This is a genomic window from Mucilaginibacter aquatilis (assembly GCF_009755275.1).
GTDB lineage: Bacteria > Bacteroidota > Bacteroidia > Sphingobacteriales > Sphingobacteriaceae > Mucilaginibacter > Mucilaginibacter aquatilis.
Genome location: NZ_WQLA01000007.1, coordinates 144,372 through 159,255 on the forward strand (window position 1 = coordinate 144,372; position 14,884 = coordinate 159,255).

15 protein-coding genes are annotated in these 14,884 nt (G+C 40.3%); 7 read left to right on the forward strand and 8 right to left on the reverse strand.

Annotated features, from left to right (window positions below; all coding sequences use genetic code 11):
- Positions 1-89 precede the first annotated feature (89 nt).
- The 3 genes from GO816_RS16570 to GO816_RS16580 all read left to right on the forward strand — a co-directional run bounded on the left by GO816_RS16570 (position 90) and on the right by GO816_RS16580 (position 2,501).
- Positions 90-734, forward strand: a complete 645-nt coding sequence (locus tag GO816_RS16570; protein ID WP_157543067.1) for an ankyrin repeat domain-containing protein — start codon at positions 90-92, stop codon at positions 732-734.
- Positions 735-913: 179 nt separating this feature from the next.
- A complete protein-coding gene (locus GO816_RS16575) occupies positions 914-1,147 on the forward strand; it encodes a hypothetical protein (RefSeq protein WP_157543068.1) in 234 nt (77 codons plus the stop codon).
- Positions 1,148-1,217: 70 nt separating this feature from the next.
- Positions 1,218-2,501: an alkaline phosphatase family protein gene (locus GO816_RS16580; RefSeq protein WP_157543069.1), complete on the forward strand. Its 1,284-nt coding sequence runs from the start codon at positions 1,218-1,220 to the stop codon at positions 2,499-2,501.
- Between the two features lie 39 nt (positions 2,502-2,540).
- On the opposite strand, the gene GO816_RS16585 is transcribed toward GO816_RS16580, so the two are convergent.
- Both GO816_RS16585 and GO816_RS16590 read right to left on the reverse strand, forming a co-directional pair.
- Positions 2,541-2,975, reverse strand: a complete 435-nt coding sequence (locus tag GO816_RS16585; protein ID WP_157543070.1) for a DUF5606 family protein — start codon at positions 2,973-2,975, stop codon at positions 2,541-2,543.
- A 72-nt stretch (positions 2,976-3,047) separates the two neighbouring features.
- Positions 3,048-3,485, reverse strand: coding sequence for a peptidylprolyl isomerase (locus GO816_RS16590; protein ID WP_157543071.1), 438 nt, complete (start codon positions 3,483-3,485; stop codon positions 3,048-3,050).
- Positions 3,486-3,726: 241 nt separating this feature from the next.
- On the opposite strand from GO816_RS16590, the gene GO816_RS16595 reads away from it, so the two are divergent.
- Complete coding sequence (locus GO816_RS16595; RefSeq protein WP_232336604.1) at positions 3,727-4,908, forward strand: asparagine synthetase B; 1,182 nt, start codon at positions 3,727-3,729, stop codon at positions 4,906-4,908.
- 36 nt (positions 4,909-4,944) lie between these two features.
- On the opposite strand, the gene GO816_RS16600 is transcribed toward GO816_RS16595, so the two are convergent.
- The 5 genes from GO816_RS16600 to GO816_RS16620 all read right to left on the reverse strand — a co-directional run bounded on the left by GO816_RS16600 (position 4,945) and on the right by GO816_RS16620 (position 10,240).
- Positions 4,945-7,023: a putative porin gene (locus GO816_RS16600; RefSeq protein ID WP_198171547.1), complete on the reverse strand. Its 2,079-nt coding sequence runs from the start codon at positions 7,021-7,023 to the stop codon at positions 4,945-4,947.
- 53 nt (positions 7,024-7,076) lie between these two features.
- The gene (locus tag GO816_RS16605) at positions 7,077-7,892 is read right to left on the reverse strand and encodes a purine-nucleoside phosphorylase (protein ID WP_157543074.1); all 816 of its coding nucleotides are present in this window, start codon (positions 7,890-7,892) and stop codon (positions 7,077-7,079) included.
- Positions 7,864-8,919, reverse strand: coding sequence for a tetraacyldisaccharide 4'-kinase (lpxK, locus tag GO816_RS16610; RefSeq protein ID WP_157543075.1), 1,056 nt, complete (start codon positions 8,917-8,919; stop codon positions 7,864-7,866). Before lpxK ends, GO816_RS16605 begins: the two co-directional genes overlap by 29 nt.
- 75 nt (positions 8,920-8,994) lie before the next feature.
- On the reverse strand, positions 8,995-9,537 hold the full coding sequence (locus GO816_RS16615; RefSeq protein ID WP_157543076.1) for a hypothetical protein: 543 nt from the start codon (positions 9,535-9,537) through the stop codon (positions 8,995-8,997).
- Positions 9,538-9,679: 142 nt separating this feature from the next.
- Positions 9,680-10,240, reverse strand: coding sequence for a hypothetical protein (locus GO816_RS16620; protein WP_157543077.1), 561 nt, complete (start codon positions 10,238-10,240; stop codon positions 9,680-9,682).
- Positions 10,241-10,456: 216 nt separating this feature from the next.
- Between GO816_RS16620 and GO816_RS16625 the strand changes: the two genes are divergently transcribed.
- The 3 genes from GO816_RS16625 to pruA all read left to right on the forward strand — a co-directional run bounded on the left by GO816_RS16625 (position 10,457) and on the right by pruA (position 14,509).
- The gene (locus GO816_RS16625) at positions 10,457-12,358 is read left to right on the forward strand and encodes a rhamnogalacturonan lyase (RefSeq protein ID WP_157543078.1); all 1,902 of its coding nucleotides are present in this window, start codon (positions 10,457-10,459) and stop codon (positions 12,356-12,358) included.
- 137 nt (positions 12,359-12,495) lie between these two features.
- Entirely contained in the window at positions 12,496-12,720 is a 225-nt protein-coding gene (locus GO816_RS16630; RefSeq protein WP_157543079.1) for a hypothetical protein, read from the forward strand.
- 154 nt (positions 12,721-12,874) lie between these two features.
- Positions 12,875-14,509, forward strand: a complete 1,635-nt coding sequence (gene pruA / locus GO816_RS16635) for an L-glutamate gamma-semialdehyde dehydrogenase (RefSeq protein WP_157543080.1) — start codon at positions 12,875-12,877, stop codon at positions 14,507-14,509.
- Positions 14,510-14,631: 122 nt separating this feature from the next.
- Here the strand turns inward: pruA and GO816_RS16640 are convergent, their stop codons facing one another.
- Entirely contained in the window at positions 14,632-14,850 is a 219-nt protein-coding gene (locus GO816_RS16640; protein ID WP_157543081.1) for a hypothetical protein, read from the reverse strand.
- Positions 14,851-14,884 lie beyond the last annotated feature (34 nt).

Below are 14,884 nucleotides of genomic sequence, written 5' to 3' on the forward strand. Positions count from 1 at the left end.
TACACTTAGAGTACAAATATAAAAGTATTAATAAGAATTTTATTTGGCACGATTTTTAATTTATAGTTTAAATATAGAGTACACTGAGTATGGGACAGTTAGAATATTTAATAACAACAGATGACATTTATAATCTAAATTTGTTGCTGAAAAAAAATCCGGAGTTAGCAAAGAGTGTTGCAGACGAAGATATATCACCGTTAATGCTATCATGCTATTACAAAAAGCCCGACGTTACTAACGTTTTGCTTAAATACCTTGATGAAATTGACATTTTTGATGCTGCTGCAGCTGGAAAATTCGATGTTTTAGCTTACCAGATATATAATAACGCAGATTTAATACACGAATACAATGCCGACGGGTTTACTCCGTTAGCCTTGGCGTGTTACTTTGGCCATTACGAGGCTGCACGATACTTAATTTTTAAAGGTGCAAAACCTAACCAACCTATAGCAGGTGCGTCAGGCATATGCCCAATACACTTAGCAGTGGCAGGCAACCATACAGATGTTGTTCAAATGCTTATTGAACACAATGTACAGATTAACACACAGCATGATACAGGAATTACTCCATTACACTATGCAGCAAGGAATGGTAACTTAGAGATGCTGGTTGTTTTATTGGAAAACGGAGCTGACGTTTCCATAAGAATGGAGGATGGAAAATTAGCTGCTGATCTGGCCCGGGAAAATGGACATGAAGAAATTGCTTCAATTTTAAGTTTGTAAATTCCCAAACTGCTTCCAACTTGATAGGTCTTTAACTTAGCTGTTAAGGACTTTTTCTATTTAATAGGTTTGCGAGTAACAAGTAATTTGAGTTGTTAAAGTAAAATCCAGATATATCTTTGTATAACTAACCAATCAATTTGCCCGCCTGGGTGTTTAATATTTAAACTTATAACAAAATGAAAGCTGAAAAAACCGTGATGCTTACCGGTAAGCAATACCAGGATATTAAACTGCATTTACAAAGTCAACCTCATTACGAGTTTAATGCAGGTACAAGCTTTAATCCTGATCATGTTCGCATCACAGATATTTATCTTGATACTGACCCTGAGTTCACCCGCAATCCTCAACAATATGCAAAAGTTCATAACGACAACCTGGTACAGGTAAAAATTGAATACGAGGCCTAATCTTGTTGCTTGTGTATTAAATGACAGAAGCAAACACGGGCTTAAATGCTAATTGAGTATTTTTGCACAGATGAAGAGCTTTTTATACGGCCCACTGTTATCTTTTTTACTAAGCACATTTTTTTGTGAGCTTGCCTCAAGTCAAAACATTGATACTGTTCAACACGCAATAGCCAATCGTAGCAATAGCAGCATACAGCAGCAGAAGCCATACGTTATAATGATTTCAGTTGATGGTATGCGCTATGATTACGCAACCAAATACAACGCACCGCACTTAATTGCTGCTGTAAAAAGTGGCGTAGTGGCGGAAGGCCTTATACCATCATACCCCTCAATTACATTTCCTAATCACTATACGCTGGTAACGGGTTTATACCCCTCCCACTCAGGCTTGGTTGGTAATAAATTTTACGATAGCAAGCTTAATAGATTTTACGTTTCTAAAGGTGCTGTTGCTAAAGAAGCACATTGGTATTGCGGAACGCCATTATGGGTACTGGCCGAACAACAACATATGCTTAGTGCCGGCTTTTATTGGGTAGGATCTGACGTAGCTATACAGAACACCTACCCGTCCTACTATTATGGCTATAATGAACAGATAAGCTTACACAGCCGCATAAATACTGTTGTAAACTGGTTGACATTACCTGAGGATAAACGCCCGCATCTTATAAACTTATATTTCCCACAGGTTGATTTTGCCGGACATCACTTCGGGCCAGAATCTGATGAAACCCGGAAAGCTGTTTTACTGATTGATTCTGCTATTAACGCTCTACAACTTGCAGTGAGCAAAACCGGCTTGCCTATAAACTACATTGTACTTTCGGACCATGGCATGACCAACATCAATCATGCTAAACCACTACAAGTACCCTACAATTTAATTGATACAGCAAAGTTCAGAGTAACTGGAGAAGATGTATTAGTGCATATTTACGCCAAGGATAAATCTGCTATACAGGCAACCTTCAGTCGCTTAAAAAACAATACCGATGGCAAGTACGACGTTTATTTAAAATACAAAACTCCAAAAAGATGGCACTATGATTCTAAAAATGACAGGTATAATCGTATTGGCGATATACTACTAGTGCCCCGCCATCCCAATGTGTTTGTTTATACTAAAAACGGCAAACCAAATATTGGTGCACATGGATACGACCCTACATTAGTGCCTGACATGAAAGCTATTTTTTATGCGTGGGGGCCAAACATTAAATCAGGTTTGAAAGTACCAGCCTTTTACAATGTAGACGTTTATGCTATAGTAGCGAAGCTGTTAGGATTACACATTAACGAACAGGTAGACAGCAATTACGATACCGCCAGAAGGGTTTTAAAATAAAAAGAGCCCGGTGATATCACCGGGCTCTTTTTTTAGCTATTAATTTTCCTGTTCTTCAACTTCAGGCTCAGCAGGCGCATTGCTGGCCACGGCACTCTCGTTGAATATTGGCATATCTTTTAAAAGTGCATACCAAGTTAATATCTTTTTCATGTCTGAGGCGTAAACCTTCTCTTCATCATGATCAGGTGCAACCTCGCGAAAAAACTCACGCATGGTTTTACCGTCTGCTTTTGCATCAGGAACCGAAGCTGCAGCTTTCATGCGCTCAAACACGTCGGTTAGTTTGATATCATCCTCTGTCCCAAAGATGGTAATTTCGTCTAAAGCCGCAAGTTTCGCAGTTGATAAGTTTACCACTAACTTCGTCTTTTTCTCATCAAGGCTCTCCAAAATAAAACCGGTTTTATTTTGTGCAAGCGCTTTCCATAGTCCCGGTTTACCGGCAACCGATACAACTGTTTGTAAATTCATATTTCATAGGTTGCAGGTTGTGAGTGGTGGATTAACAGTGCATAACTATCAATCCATTACTCCCAACACTAATTATTCTTCAATAACTTCTACACTTAAAATTTTATCGCCCTGGCGTATTGCGTCAACAACTTCAACATTTTCAATTACTTTACCAAAGCAGGTATGATGTCTGTCTAAATGAGCAGTATTATCACGGCTGTGGCAAATAAAAAATTGCGAGCTGCCTGTGTTACGTCCTGCGTGTGCCATTGATAGAACGCCACGATCGTGGTATTGATTACCCCCGGTAAGTTCGCAGTCAATACGGGTACCTGAACCACCTGCACCGGTACCGGTTGGATCGCCACCCTGAACAACAAAATTAGGGATAACGCGGTGAAAGGTTACACCATCATAAAAGCCTGATTTAGCCAGGCCTAAAAAGTTTGCAACTGTATTTGGGGCATCCTGATCATAAAACTGGATGGTCATGTCGCCCTTTTCGGTTTTCATTATTGCTTTGCTCATATTGCTTATGTTTATAAAACAAGGAGGGCAAAGTTAATCATTTTGAGCATTACCGTGAACTTATAATAGCTTAAGTAATTATTCGTTACATTTGAATATACCCGCTTCGTTTAATATAGCAGGGTTGAACTAAACAAAAGCTCATATTTGGTTTTTGTGGCTTAAAATGAAGAAGTACCTTTTAGCATTAATTCTTTTGTTATTAGCCTTTGTAACAAAGGCTACGTCCTTATTAATACCAATGGATGAAGTACAGAAAGACCATTTAAAATCATACGGAATAGCTTTTTGGATTTTAAAGAATGCAGGCGAGGTAGACTGGTTGCTGAACTATCGTGGTGGAAGTTTTATGACTACTTACGGCAAGCAAATTGAAGATGAATGCAAAATAAGGGGGGTAAGCTATGAAGTGTTGCCCGATGCCAAAGTAACCGCAATATTAACAGGGGTGAGTGACCCATCAGTAAATATGGATGTTGTAAAGCTTCAAAAGGCGCCTAAAATGGCGGTTTATTCGCCTAAAAACAAACTTCCCTGGGATGATGCTGTAACGCTTGTGTTAAAGTATGCCGAGATACCTTATGACGTGGTATACGACGAAGAGGTTTTGAAAGGCGACCTAAGCAAGTACGACTGGCTGCACATGCATCATGAAGATTTCACCGGGCAATACAGTAAGTTTTTTGCTGCATTCAGGTTCCAGCCTTGGTACCAGGACGATGTTAAAAAACAGGAAGAAACCGCACATAAGCTAGGCTTCAAAAAAGTATCACAAACGAAGCTGGCCGTAGTGCAGCGTATACATGACTTTTGTAATGCCGGCGGCTTTTTGTTTGCTATGTGCTCAGGTACTGATACGTTTGACATTGCCGCGGCTGCGGCTAAAACTGATATTTGCGAAACCATGTTTGATGGTGACGCCGCAGATTCGCGCGCTCAAGGCAAGCTCGATTTTAATCAAACCTTTGCCTTTCAAAATTTTCAATTAGACATGAATCCAATGTCGCATCAGTTCAGCGATATTGATATGACTAATTTCAGGCAGGTTGACCGTACCCGCGATTTTTTTACGCTTTTTGACTTTTCGGCCAAGTGGGATGTGGTGCCAAGTATGCTTACCCAAAACCACGATAAAGTTATTAAAGGATTTATGGGACTTACAACAGCTTACAATAAAGCGCGTATTAAGCCGGATGTAACTGTTATGGGCGAAATGAAAACCGGCAATGAAGCCCGTTACATACATGGTGATTTTGGCAAAGGCCAATGGACCTTTTACGGTGGCCACGACCCGGAAGATTATCAACACGCCGTAGGCGATCCTCCTACTGATTTAAAGCTGCATCCAAATTCGCCAGGTTACCGCCTTATACTTAACAACGTTTTATTCCCGGCGGCTAAAAAGAAAAAGCAGAAGACCTAAATGAAGCTTAATCCAGCTTCTTTAAAATCAAAATTATCAATTATAAAACGCCCAGCTTACGCCAAACTTTAATTGTTTATCGGGCATTGGGTAACGGTTAACTGTGTAGTAGCCGTTGCTTTGCAGGCCCTGGTTGGCATAATCATACATAATAAACAAATTGGTGCGGAACAACGTGGCTTTAATGTAAGGCGTTATAACCGGATAAGTAAGGAAGCTTATGTCAGAACTGTTATAAAACTGCCCTATACCAATGGCGTAATTAGGTGCAGTATATTTTGTGTTGTACCGAGCGTTTACACCTATTGAAGCATTAAGCACCTTGAAAAACAAGCGTGTAAAATAGATATTTACGTAGTTGTAAAACTCAGGTGTGCGTATCGTTGACTGGTAATCAGATCGCTGGTAAACAAAATAATCTTCAAAATGCCAGCGACCAAAGTCAAACCGTTTTCCTAAAGCAACTTTTAGTAAATTTAATGGAGAGCTTAGTTGTGCAGGTGCAGCATCAATACCGCCCGGAGTTTGAGCCGCAAAATACTGATAACCGCTAACTAAAAAGTACTCTGCCTTTAAATCTAGTTTAAGCTTGTCATTAATATAGTTGAACGACAGGTTGTTGATTTGCTGTTTACCTATGTCGGTATTTCGGTAAACGTAGTGGTTTGAAATCCAGTTTTTGTAAATAAGCGGGGCTTCATTGTTTTGTGCGTAAGCACCAAAAATAATACGACCTGCCTTTTCGCCTCCTGCAATCGTTAGCTTGGCATCATAAAGGTAATCTCCAAAGTTATAACCCTGCACCACCTGTTGAAAGTTACCATCAAGACCTAAACGATCACTAAAACGATAACTGAATTTGGCGTTCAATTTTATGTTTTGATAGCTTGAGCCTTGTACCTTTCTAATTTGGTTACGGAGATTAGTACCCTGCTGCAATGAATCAACTATGAATTGGTTATAATGAAATAAATCATGAGTTAAACCAACATCAAGCTTTACCTCATTTTTTACAAAACTTACTGATTTTCCACGCAAATAAAAACTGTAGGAAAAGTCGTTCCGAATGTTCATTACCGAAAGCGAATCCTGCGAAACAGTTGAGTTGAAGAAGTAATCAGGAAATACCCTATAGTTATCAGGCTCGTTTTGTATAAACCTATACTTTTGAGTGTTATAAAAAAATGTATGGGTAAACCGCTGCGTAGGCAATATCTTTACCGATTCGGTGCCGGCACTTTTTAGTGTATCAATACGGCCTAAATAGTAAGATTGCTTGATGTAAGCGCCATTATTCCGGTAATTTATGTAGGAGCTGTTAAGCCGCACACCCTCCTGCAACTTATCAAACAGCTGGCCAGGCTCAACGTTAAAAACATCATTGATAACCGAACCGTTTTCAGGTGCCTTAATATTATTAAAAAACAGGTTACCAAGTAGGTTATAGCGCTTTCCTTTTGACTCGTACCAAGTGGCAATAGCAGCATTAAGATCACTAACGTTTTGCCGGCGGTAAAATCCGCGCGAACCTGTTGAATTGAAATTTGCGGTAAAGTTCCAGTTTGGCTTAATGTTTTGCGTATGAATAAGCCTGAAAATTTGTTCGCTGTTTGAGTTACCAAAGGCACCACTGTAAAACGATAAATTGGTGTAAGCCACACGAGTTCTGAAATATAAAATATCTTCAGGTTTCAACATGTATACATCAAGTGCATGCAGGCCCACATCAAAGCCAACAGTTTTCATTGGCTCAAACAACAACGGGCGTTGTGGCAAACCCGTGTTACCTAAATGTATACGCGGCGACCTTGGCTGCATAAGCGGGCTGTAATTCTCAAAATTAGTTAACCCTGTATCTAAAGGAAACACCTGCGTGCTGTCTTTCAGTAAGTCTTCGGTAGTAACCTTTACATACTTTGAAGTGTATATAACAGTATCGCCCTGATTTTCCTGCCTTTTCCTTACACTATCAATTGACTGAGTTTGCCCAACCGAGCGTCCGTTACGTATGGTGTCAACGCCATAAGGCCTGTCGGGTATTTGTGCAAAAGCACAGTTGCCGATTACCAGCAAACAAAGGGTAAAAAATAAGTAACGCAGCTGACTAAGCTTCAAAGTGTGTTTATGCATATGCCTGCGGGCAATATCTTTTTTTTTGTGGTAACAGGCTACAGTCCGGCAATGAGTTCTTTAAGTATATGGGTCATATGAGGTTCGGCACGCTGCGCTATCTCTATAATCTCTTCAATTGATACCGGCTTCAGCATTTCAGGAAAGCCTTCATCAGTTAAAACAGATATAGCAAATACAGGTAAACCCATATGGTTTGCCACTATCACCTCGGGTGCAGTACTCATACCCACCGAATCGCCACCAATAATGCGCAGGTACTTATATTCGGCACGTGTTTCTAAATTTGGTCCTGTAACCGCTACATAAACTCCCTTATGGCAGGTTATATTGTTTGATGATGCAATTTGTAAAGCTTTTTGTATTAACTGCTGGTCGTAAGGTTCGCTCATATCCGGAAATCGAGGACCTAACTCATCATAATTTGTGCCTACCAGCGGATTAGTAGGTTGCAGATTGATATGGTCATCAATAACCATAAGATCGCCCTTTTTAAAGGCCGGATTTAAAGCACCGCTGGCATTTGAAACAAAAAGCGTTTTTATACCCAGCATTTTCATTACCCTAACCGGAAACGTAATTTGCTGCATGTTGTACCCTTCATAGTAGTGAAGGCGCCCTTGCATAGCTACTACTTTTTTACCAGCCAGTTTACCAAAAATAAGCCTTCCTGAATGGAATTCAAGCGTAGAGATGGGAAAGCCGGGAATGTTGGCGTAAGGCATTTGCTTTTCAATTTCAATTTCCTTTACCAAGCCACCTAAACCGGTGCCTAAAATAATACCTGCCTCAGGTTCAAAATCACCTATGCGGCCTTTAATATATTCAGTTGTGCGTTGTATACTCTCTAACATAATTGTTTATCTGTTTATTAAACTGCTCTCCCCCTCCAAGCAAAAATTTTATACCAATTGGCAGTATACGAATTGGTAATTCATTTAAAATAGCCATCAATGAAGGGTCATGCAGTCGTTGAGCATCTTTCTCCGTTGTAATAATTACTTTTTTTGAAGAATTATAGTTGCTAAAATCGGCTGCAAGTTTACCAATATTTTTTGAGCTATATTGATGATGATCGGGGTAACTATGATGAATAACGTTTGATGTGAATTGTTTGATATATTGTAATAAAGGTTGTGCGTTGGCAATACCTGTTAGTAAAAACACAGTTGTCTGGGCGTCGGGCATTGGTCCGGCTGCCAGCTTATTTATAGTTTGAAGCGGCAAATAATCAATTGCTGTAAAATACGTTTGTTGATAGTTTAAGGGCTTTAACACTCGCAACACTTCTTGTTGCTGTTCAGTGGAAAGATTAATAGGACATTTGCTTACTACCCAAATATCGGCCCGGTAACGGCCTATAAACGGCTCGCGCAAATTACCTGTAGGTAACATAAGCTTGTTATCGCATATACGGTTAAAGTCAAAAAGTAATAGGCTTAGCCCGGGAGTTAAAGCCCTGTGCTGAAATGCATCATCAAGTATAATTACATCATGATCATTTTCCAATTGCTTTATACCTTCTACCCGCTTTTCGCAAACAGCAACAGTAATATCCGGAAATTTTTGTTTGAACTGTGCAGGCTCATCACCTATGCCTGATGCGGTGCTATTCCGTTCGGCTGTTAAAAAGCCTTTGGTATTACGCCCATATCCCCTGCTTAATGTAGCTATTCTACCTGTACTTCTAAGCAACCTTACCAGGTATTCTGTCATCGGGCTTTTACCGGCTCCTCCAACATCAAGATTACCTACTACAATTACCGGCAGGTTAAATTTAACGCTTGCGTAAGCTCCTGCATCGTACAGCCAGTTACGTACAACCACGCCAAACCCGTACAATACGGTAAACGGAAACAAGAGTAAGCGTAATTTTTTCATACCAGCTACCCCAAATATATAAAAAGCCAGTAAGATAGGCTTGGGTTAACGGTGTACGGGTAAGCGATTATTTGATCAGAAAACAAATTTTTCTTCGGTCTTAGCTGCGTTACGTCTTCCCTCGTCACAAACTTCAAAGTAGAAAAAGTCACTTACATGCCTTGGTACTTTCAAGCCATTAATATCCTGATCATTATACATGATTTTTTGGATACCGTACTTGGCTGATTGCGTTCCCTTTTGGAAGTAAGAAATTTGCAAGGTATGCTCATAACTACCTGTTGGGTTAAACGTTACCGGAAATGTACCTTGCGATTGTTTGTAGCCGGCTTGCAACTTAGCTACACCAAGTTCGGTTTTCAACTTTTGCAAAACGTCATCCACTTCGGCATCTGCTTCGCCATATGCTATAACCGAGTATGGTTTATCAAATGCGTTTAAGGTGATTTTTATTTTAGCTTTAATCTCCTTGCCACCTGTTTTTATAACAATGTCACTAGTGTCTTTATAAAGATTGTATATCCGGTCAACATCAAGTTCGGGTTCAGAAACCTTTTTTTGTGCCCAAAGCTCACTACATAGTAAAACACTTACAAGTACAAAAAATATCCGTTTCATATTATTGCCGGTACGCTTATTTATATACGCAAAAATACAATATTTAAGCAATTAATGATTAAGTGCCCTTCACATTGAAGCTAACAGATAATGTATTTTACAAATATTGCAAAGCTAATAGGTTAGCTACGCCCAATTGGCATTAGAAATCAAACTTCTCAGGTTTTGAAGTTCGCTTTCTTGCATTATCCCCTACTTCAAAGTAAAAAAAGTCGCTTGAATACTTGGGTGTACCATTTTCGCCAACTAATTGGTTTCGGGCCTCCATTTTTTTTATGCCGTACTTGGCGTATTGAGTTCCTTTTTGAAAGGTGGATACATCAATATTATTTTCGTAAATGCCGTTTTGATCAAAGTTTACAACATTTTTTGATGGTGAACGTCTGTAGCCGGCTTTAATCTTTGCATCACAAAGCTGGTCAATCAGTTCGTCCATATCGCTGTCTGCAAGGGCTTCGCCATAAATAATAATACGGTATGGTTTGTTATGTGCATTGTAATTTATAAGCACACGCGCGTTAACCTCCTTATCGCCAACAAATATGGTTGTTTCGGTATTGCCTTTGTATTTTTGATATAAACGATCAATGTCTGATGCGGCTGTTTGTGCCTTTACCTGCAACGAAACAAATACAGCACAAAGCACCATTATAGCCTTAAATATGTATGTTTTGCTTATTGAAGGTAAATATCTATTTATCATGATACAATTATAGCAGATTAGTGTTAAACCCCATCAAAAAATCAAGGTTTTAACTCGTAACACTTTTTATAGTGCAGACTACAATTTGTGTTAATGGATTAACTGCAACAGTCATATCACAAAATAGTTACAAGTAAAACCCCATAGTACAGCACAGTTACCTATCTGTGCAATATTATTTTAGTGCAAATTATAACCAGACTTACTAACCCAATTATGCGATTTAATTTCATTGCAGCATGCTCGGCATGCCTGCTGTCTTTTATTACTTATCAAACCGCCTTTTCACAACGTATGATGGAAAAACTTGGGCGTGGCGTAGTGGCAATTAACCAGGGAGGTGGCAAAATTTATGTAGGCTGGCGCATGCTGGGTACCGATCCTGATAATATTGCCTTTAATATATACAAGAGTACAGGTAATAAAGCGGCCGTTAAACTCAATTCTTCTCCTATTACTGCTACTACAAATTACGTTGATAGCAATGTTGACTCCACCGCAGCAACCAGCTACTTTGTAAAAACGGTTTTAAACGGCAAGGAATCGGAAGTTAGCAAGCCATTTTTACTACCGGCAAATAACGGTGCTAAGCCTTACCTTTCAATACCGCTGCAAACCATGGCTGATTACAAGCCTAACGATGCATCTGTTGGTGATTTGGATGGCGATGGTGAATACGAAATAGTTTTGCATCAGGTAAGTCGCGGTCATGATAACTCGCACAACGGAATCACATCAAATCCTATTTTGGAAGCTTATAAACTCAACGGCACTATGTTGTGGCGTATTGATTTAGGGCGCAACATTCGCGAGGGTGCGCATTATACCCAGTTTATGGTTTATGATTTTGATGGAGACGGTAAAGCGGAGATTGTGTGCAAAACCGCCGATGGTACTATTGATGGCCAGGGAAAAGTAATAGGCGATTCAACCAAAACATGGCGTAACGAAAACGGGCATATTTTAAGCGGCCCGGAATATCTAACCATTTTTAACGGACAAACAGGTGCCGCCATTAATACCACAGGCTTTGTTGCGGTACGTCATCCCGACACTGAAAATCCTACTACGGAACAATTAAAGGCAGTTTGGGGCGATGGCAGGGGTAACAGAAGTGACCGGTTCCTTGCAGCGGTTGCCTACCTTGACGGCAAGCACCCCAGTTTAATAATGTGCCGTGGTTACTATACCCGCACCGTTATTGTTGCCTGGGACTTTCAAAAAGGCAAGTTAAAACAGCGCTGGTTATTTGATAGCGACGCCAATGCCGAAAACCGTCGTTTCCGCGGACAGGGAAATCATAATTTGACCATTGCCGATGTTGACAATGACGGCAAAGACGAAATTGTGTACGGTGCCATGGTGGTTGATGATAATGGAAAAGGTCTTTACAGCACCGGTACGGGGCACGCTGATGCATTGCATGTATCTGATTTGGATCCGAATCGTCCGGGGCTGGAAGTTTTTGATATCCAAGAACGCTTCGGTGATGCAGGTGCTAATTTCAGGGATGCGCGTACCGGTGAAATGATATGGAAAATCCCATCAGTTAAGGCGGGTGAAGATGGTGAAGGTCCCGGAAGAGGTTTATCATTAGATGTTGATCCCCGTTATCCAGGATTCGAATCGTGGGTTGCAGGTGCAGGTATAAGTGGCATGTTTGACGTTAAGGGAAATAAAATATCTGAACGCAATCCTTCAGTTAACTTTGGAATATTTTGGGATGATGATATGCTAAGTGAACTATTGGATGGCACGCGCATTACCAAATGGGACTATCAGAATTCAAAGGCAGACATGTTGTTCAACGCCGCCAATTATGATTGTGTAAGCAACAACGGCACTAAGCAAAACCCGGTACTTAGCGGTGATATATTGGGCGATTGGCGCGAAGAAGCGATTTATGCTACCCGCGATGGAAAAGAATTGCGAATTTTCACAACTACCATTCCGGCTAAAAACCGTTTTTATACCTTTATGCACGACCCGCAATACCGCCTAAGCATTGCCTGGCAAAATGTTGCTTACAACCAGCCGCCACATACCAGCTTCTTTATTGGCAAAGACATGAAAACACCACCTAAACCAAACATTGTGGTTGTTGATGTCAAAAAATAAACATTCTCGCATAATATAAAACATAAGCAATCCGGCACTTATAAACTGCCGGATTGCTTAATTATAGCCTCCTTTAAAACTTACGTTTTTCTAAAGCTTCTAAGTAAACAAAGAGCTCATTTACTTATTATTAATACATGGTTAAATACAGCGATTTGAGTGGCAACTCAGGCGTTGAAGCTTATGACATTGGCAACAATTATATAAAAATACGTTTCAAAGGCGGCGATGTTTATTTATATTCATACGCAAAACCCGGAAAACGCCATGTTGAAGAAATGAAACATCTTGCCACTATCGGAAAGGGCCTTGCAACATATATCTCCCGCAACATAAAAAACAGGTTTGAAGCCAAATTATAATTGGCGGCATTGTGTAAGAGTTAATAGCATTGCAGTGAAACACTTTGTTTAGCACTTGAACAAAGCAATTGTTACGTAATTTTATATGGCTACGTTTAAGATATTGTTGGTAATACATATTAACCCGTATCTTTGTATGTAAATAGATAAGCCTATGTTAAAAGGATTTTTCAATGTACCGGCACCTCAAAACGAGCCGGTTTTAAATTACGGTCCGCGTAGTATTGAGCGTGCCGCTTTAAAAGCTGCCCTGGCCGAAGGCCGTGCGCAGGTTATTGATATACCTATGTATATTGGTGGCGAAGAGGTGCGTACAGGCAAAACGCTTGAAGTACGTCCTCCGCATGACCATAAACACTTATTGGCTAACGCTCATGAAGGCGATGCAAGCCATGTAAAAGCTGCTATAGATGCGGCTTTAGCTGCCAAAGAAAACTGGGAAATCATGCCTTGGGAGCAACGCGCCGCCATATTTTTAAAAGCTGCTGATTTGTTGGCTGGTCCTTACCGTGCAAAAATCAATGCAGCTACTATGTTGGGCCAATCCAAAAACGCTTACCAGGCCGAAATAGATGCGGCATGTGAGTTTATAGACTTTTTGCGCTTCAACGTGCAATACATGACCGAGATTTACGCACAACAGCCCATTTCATCTAAAGGAGTATGGAACCGGGTTGAACACCGCCCTTTAGAAGGATTTATTTTTGCAATTACACCTTTCAACTTTACGGCCATTGCCGGTAACCTTTGTGCCGCCCCTGCACTTATGGGCAACGTAGTGGTTTGGAAGCCTGCACCTACCCAACTTTATACTGCAAACGTTATTATGCAGGTTTTTAACGAAGCAGGTTTACCTCCGGGTGTAATAAATATGATAAATGTTGACGGCCCTGTTGCCGGCGATGTAATTTTCACCCACCGCGATTTTGCTGGTTTACATTTCACAGGCTCTACCCACGTTTTCCAAAATTTATGGAAGATAATTGGTAACAACATCAGCAATTACCGTAGTTACCCACGTATTGTGGGCGAAACAGGCGGCAAAGATTTTGTGCTTGCCCATTCAAGCGCTAACGCCGAAGTGGTAGCTACTGCTTTAGTACGTGGTGCATTTGAATATCAGGGACAAAAATGTTCGGCTGCTTCACGTGCATATATTGCTAAGTCAATATGGCCTGCAGTGAAAGAAAAGATGATTGCTGATATTGCAAGCTTCAAAGTTGGCCCAACCGAAGATTTTGAAAACTTTGTAAACGCCGTAATTACAGAGGCTTCATTTGATAAACTTGCTAAGTACATTGATGAAGCGAAAGCTAACCCTGATGTTGAAATTATCACGGGTGGAACTTATGATAAATCAGTTGGATACTTTGTGCAACCTACAGTTATACAGGTTCAGGACCCTTATTACGTAACCATGTGCGAGGAACTGTTTGGGCCGGTTTTAAGTATTTATGTTTATGAGGATGAGCAGTTTGAGGAGATCATGAATATCATTGACAATACCTCTCCTTATGCATTAACGGGCTCGATAATTGCACAAGACCGTTACGCTGTTACACAAGCTACTACCCGATTAAGAAATGCAGCGGGGAACTTTTATATAAATGATAAGCCTACAGGTGCTGTAGTTGGCCAGCAACCTTTTGGTGGTGCACGTGGCTCGGGAACGAATGATAAAGCAGGATCAATGCAAAATTTACTGCGCTGGTCATCACCACGCACCATTAAGGAAACTTTTGATCCGCCTAAAGATTACCGCTACCCATTTTTAGATAAAGAGGTATAACGCCTCTACAATATTGCTTGACTCTTTTATCAGTCTTTAAGCATCAAAACAAAAAGGTCATTTCGGTTTAAATTGAAATGACCTTTTTGTTTACTTTGAAGTTTTAGGAATAAAAAATACTACTATTCTTCTCCCTCTTCAGTTTTGTCAGCAATTCCTACATCCACGTTTAATTCGTATGATGGCGTTGATGCATCATAGGCGTGCTGCCAGGCTTCCATTTCGCCGGCATCTTTATTCTCAACATCATGTGCATTGCCTAGCTCTGTATCCTCAGCATTACGGGTACTTGCCTTTTGATTCTCTTCTTCGTTTATTGGTGTGGTGTTTTCAGCTTCCATCGTTATATAGTTTTTAAATTATAAGTAAACGATG

What these genes read in the sequence shown, in the direction of transcription:
- GO816_RS16570 (WP_157543067.1), top strand. Translation starts at nt 90, where the DNA reads ATGGGACAGTTAGAATATTTAATAACAACAGATGACATTTATAATCTA.
- GO816_RS16625 (WP_157543078.1), top strand. Translation starts at nt 10,457, where the DNA reads ATGCGATTTAATTTCATTGCAGCATGCTCGGCATGCCTGCTGTCTTTT.
- GO816_RS16615 (WP_157543076.1), bottom strand. Translation starts at nt 9,537, where the DNA reads ATGAAACGGATATTTTTTGTACTTGTAAGTGTTTTACTATGTAGTGAG.
- pruA (WP_157543080.1), top strand. Translation starts at nt 12,875, where the DNA reads ATGTTAAAAGGATTTTTCAATGTACCGGCACCTCAAAACGAGCCGGTT.
- GO816_RS16605 (WP_157543074.1), bottom strand. Translation starts at nt 7,892, where the DNA reads ATGTTAGAGAGTATACAACGCACAACTGAATATATTAAAGGCCGCATA.
- GO816_RS16640 (WP_157543081.1), bottom strand. Translation starts at nt 14,850, where the DNA reads ATGGAAGCTGAAAACACCACACCAATAAACGAAGAAGAGAATCAAAAG.
- GO816_RS16580 (WP_157543069.1), top strand. Translation starts at nt 1,218, where the DNA reads ATGAAGAGCTTTTTATACGGCCCACTGTTATCTTTTTTACTAAGCACA.
- GO816_RS16620 (WP_157543077.1), bottom strand. Translation starts at nt 10,240, where the DNA reads ATGATAAATAGATATTTACCTTCAATAAGCAAAACATACATATTTAAG.
- GO816_RS16585 (WP_157543070.1), bottom strand. Translation starts at nt 2,975, where the DNA reads ATGAATTTACAAACAGTTGTATCGGTTGCCGGTAAACCGGGACTATGG.
- GO816_RS16595 (WP_232336604.1), top strand. Translation starts at nt 3,727, where the DNA reads ATGGATGAAGTACAGAAAGACCATTTAAAATCATACGGAATAGCTTTT.
- GO816_RS16590 (WP_157543071.1), bottom strand. Translation starts at nt 3,485, where the DNA reads ATGAGCAAAGCAATAATGAAAACCGAAAAGGGCGACATGACCATCCAG.
- lpxK (WP_157543075.1), bottom strand. Translation starts at nt 8,919, where the DNA reads ATGAAAAAATTACGCTTACTCTTGTTTCCGTTTACCGTATTGTACGGG.
- GO816_RS16630 (WP_157543079.1), top strand. Translation starts at nt 12,496, where the DNA reads ATGGTTAAATACAGCGATTTGAGTGGCAACTCAGGCGTTGAAGCTTAT.
- GO816_RS16575 (WP_157543068.1), top strand. Translation starts at nt 914, where the DNA reads ATGAAAGCTGAAAAAACCGTGATGCTTACCGGTAAGCAATACCAGGAT.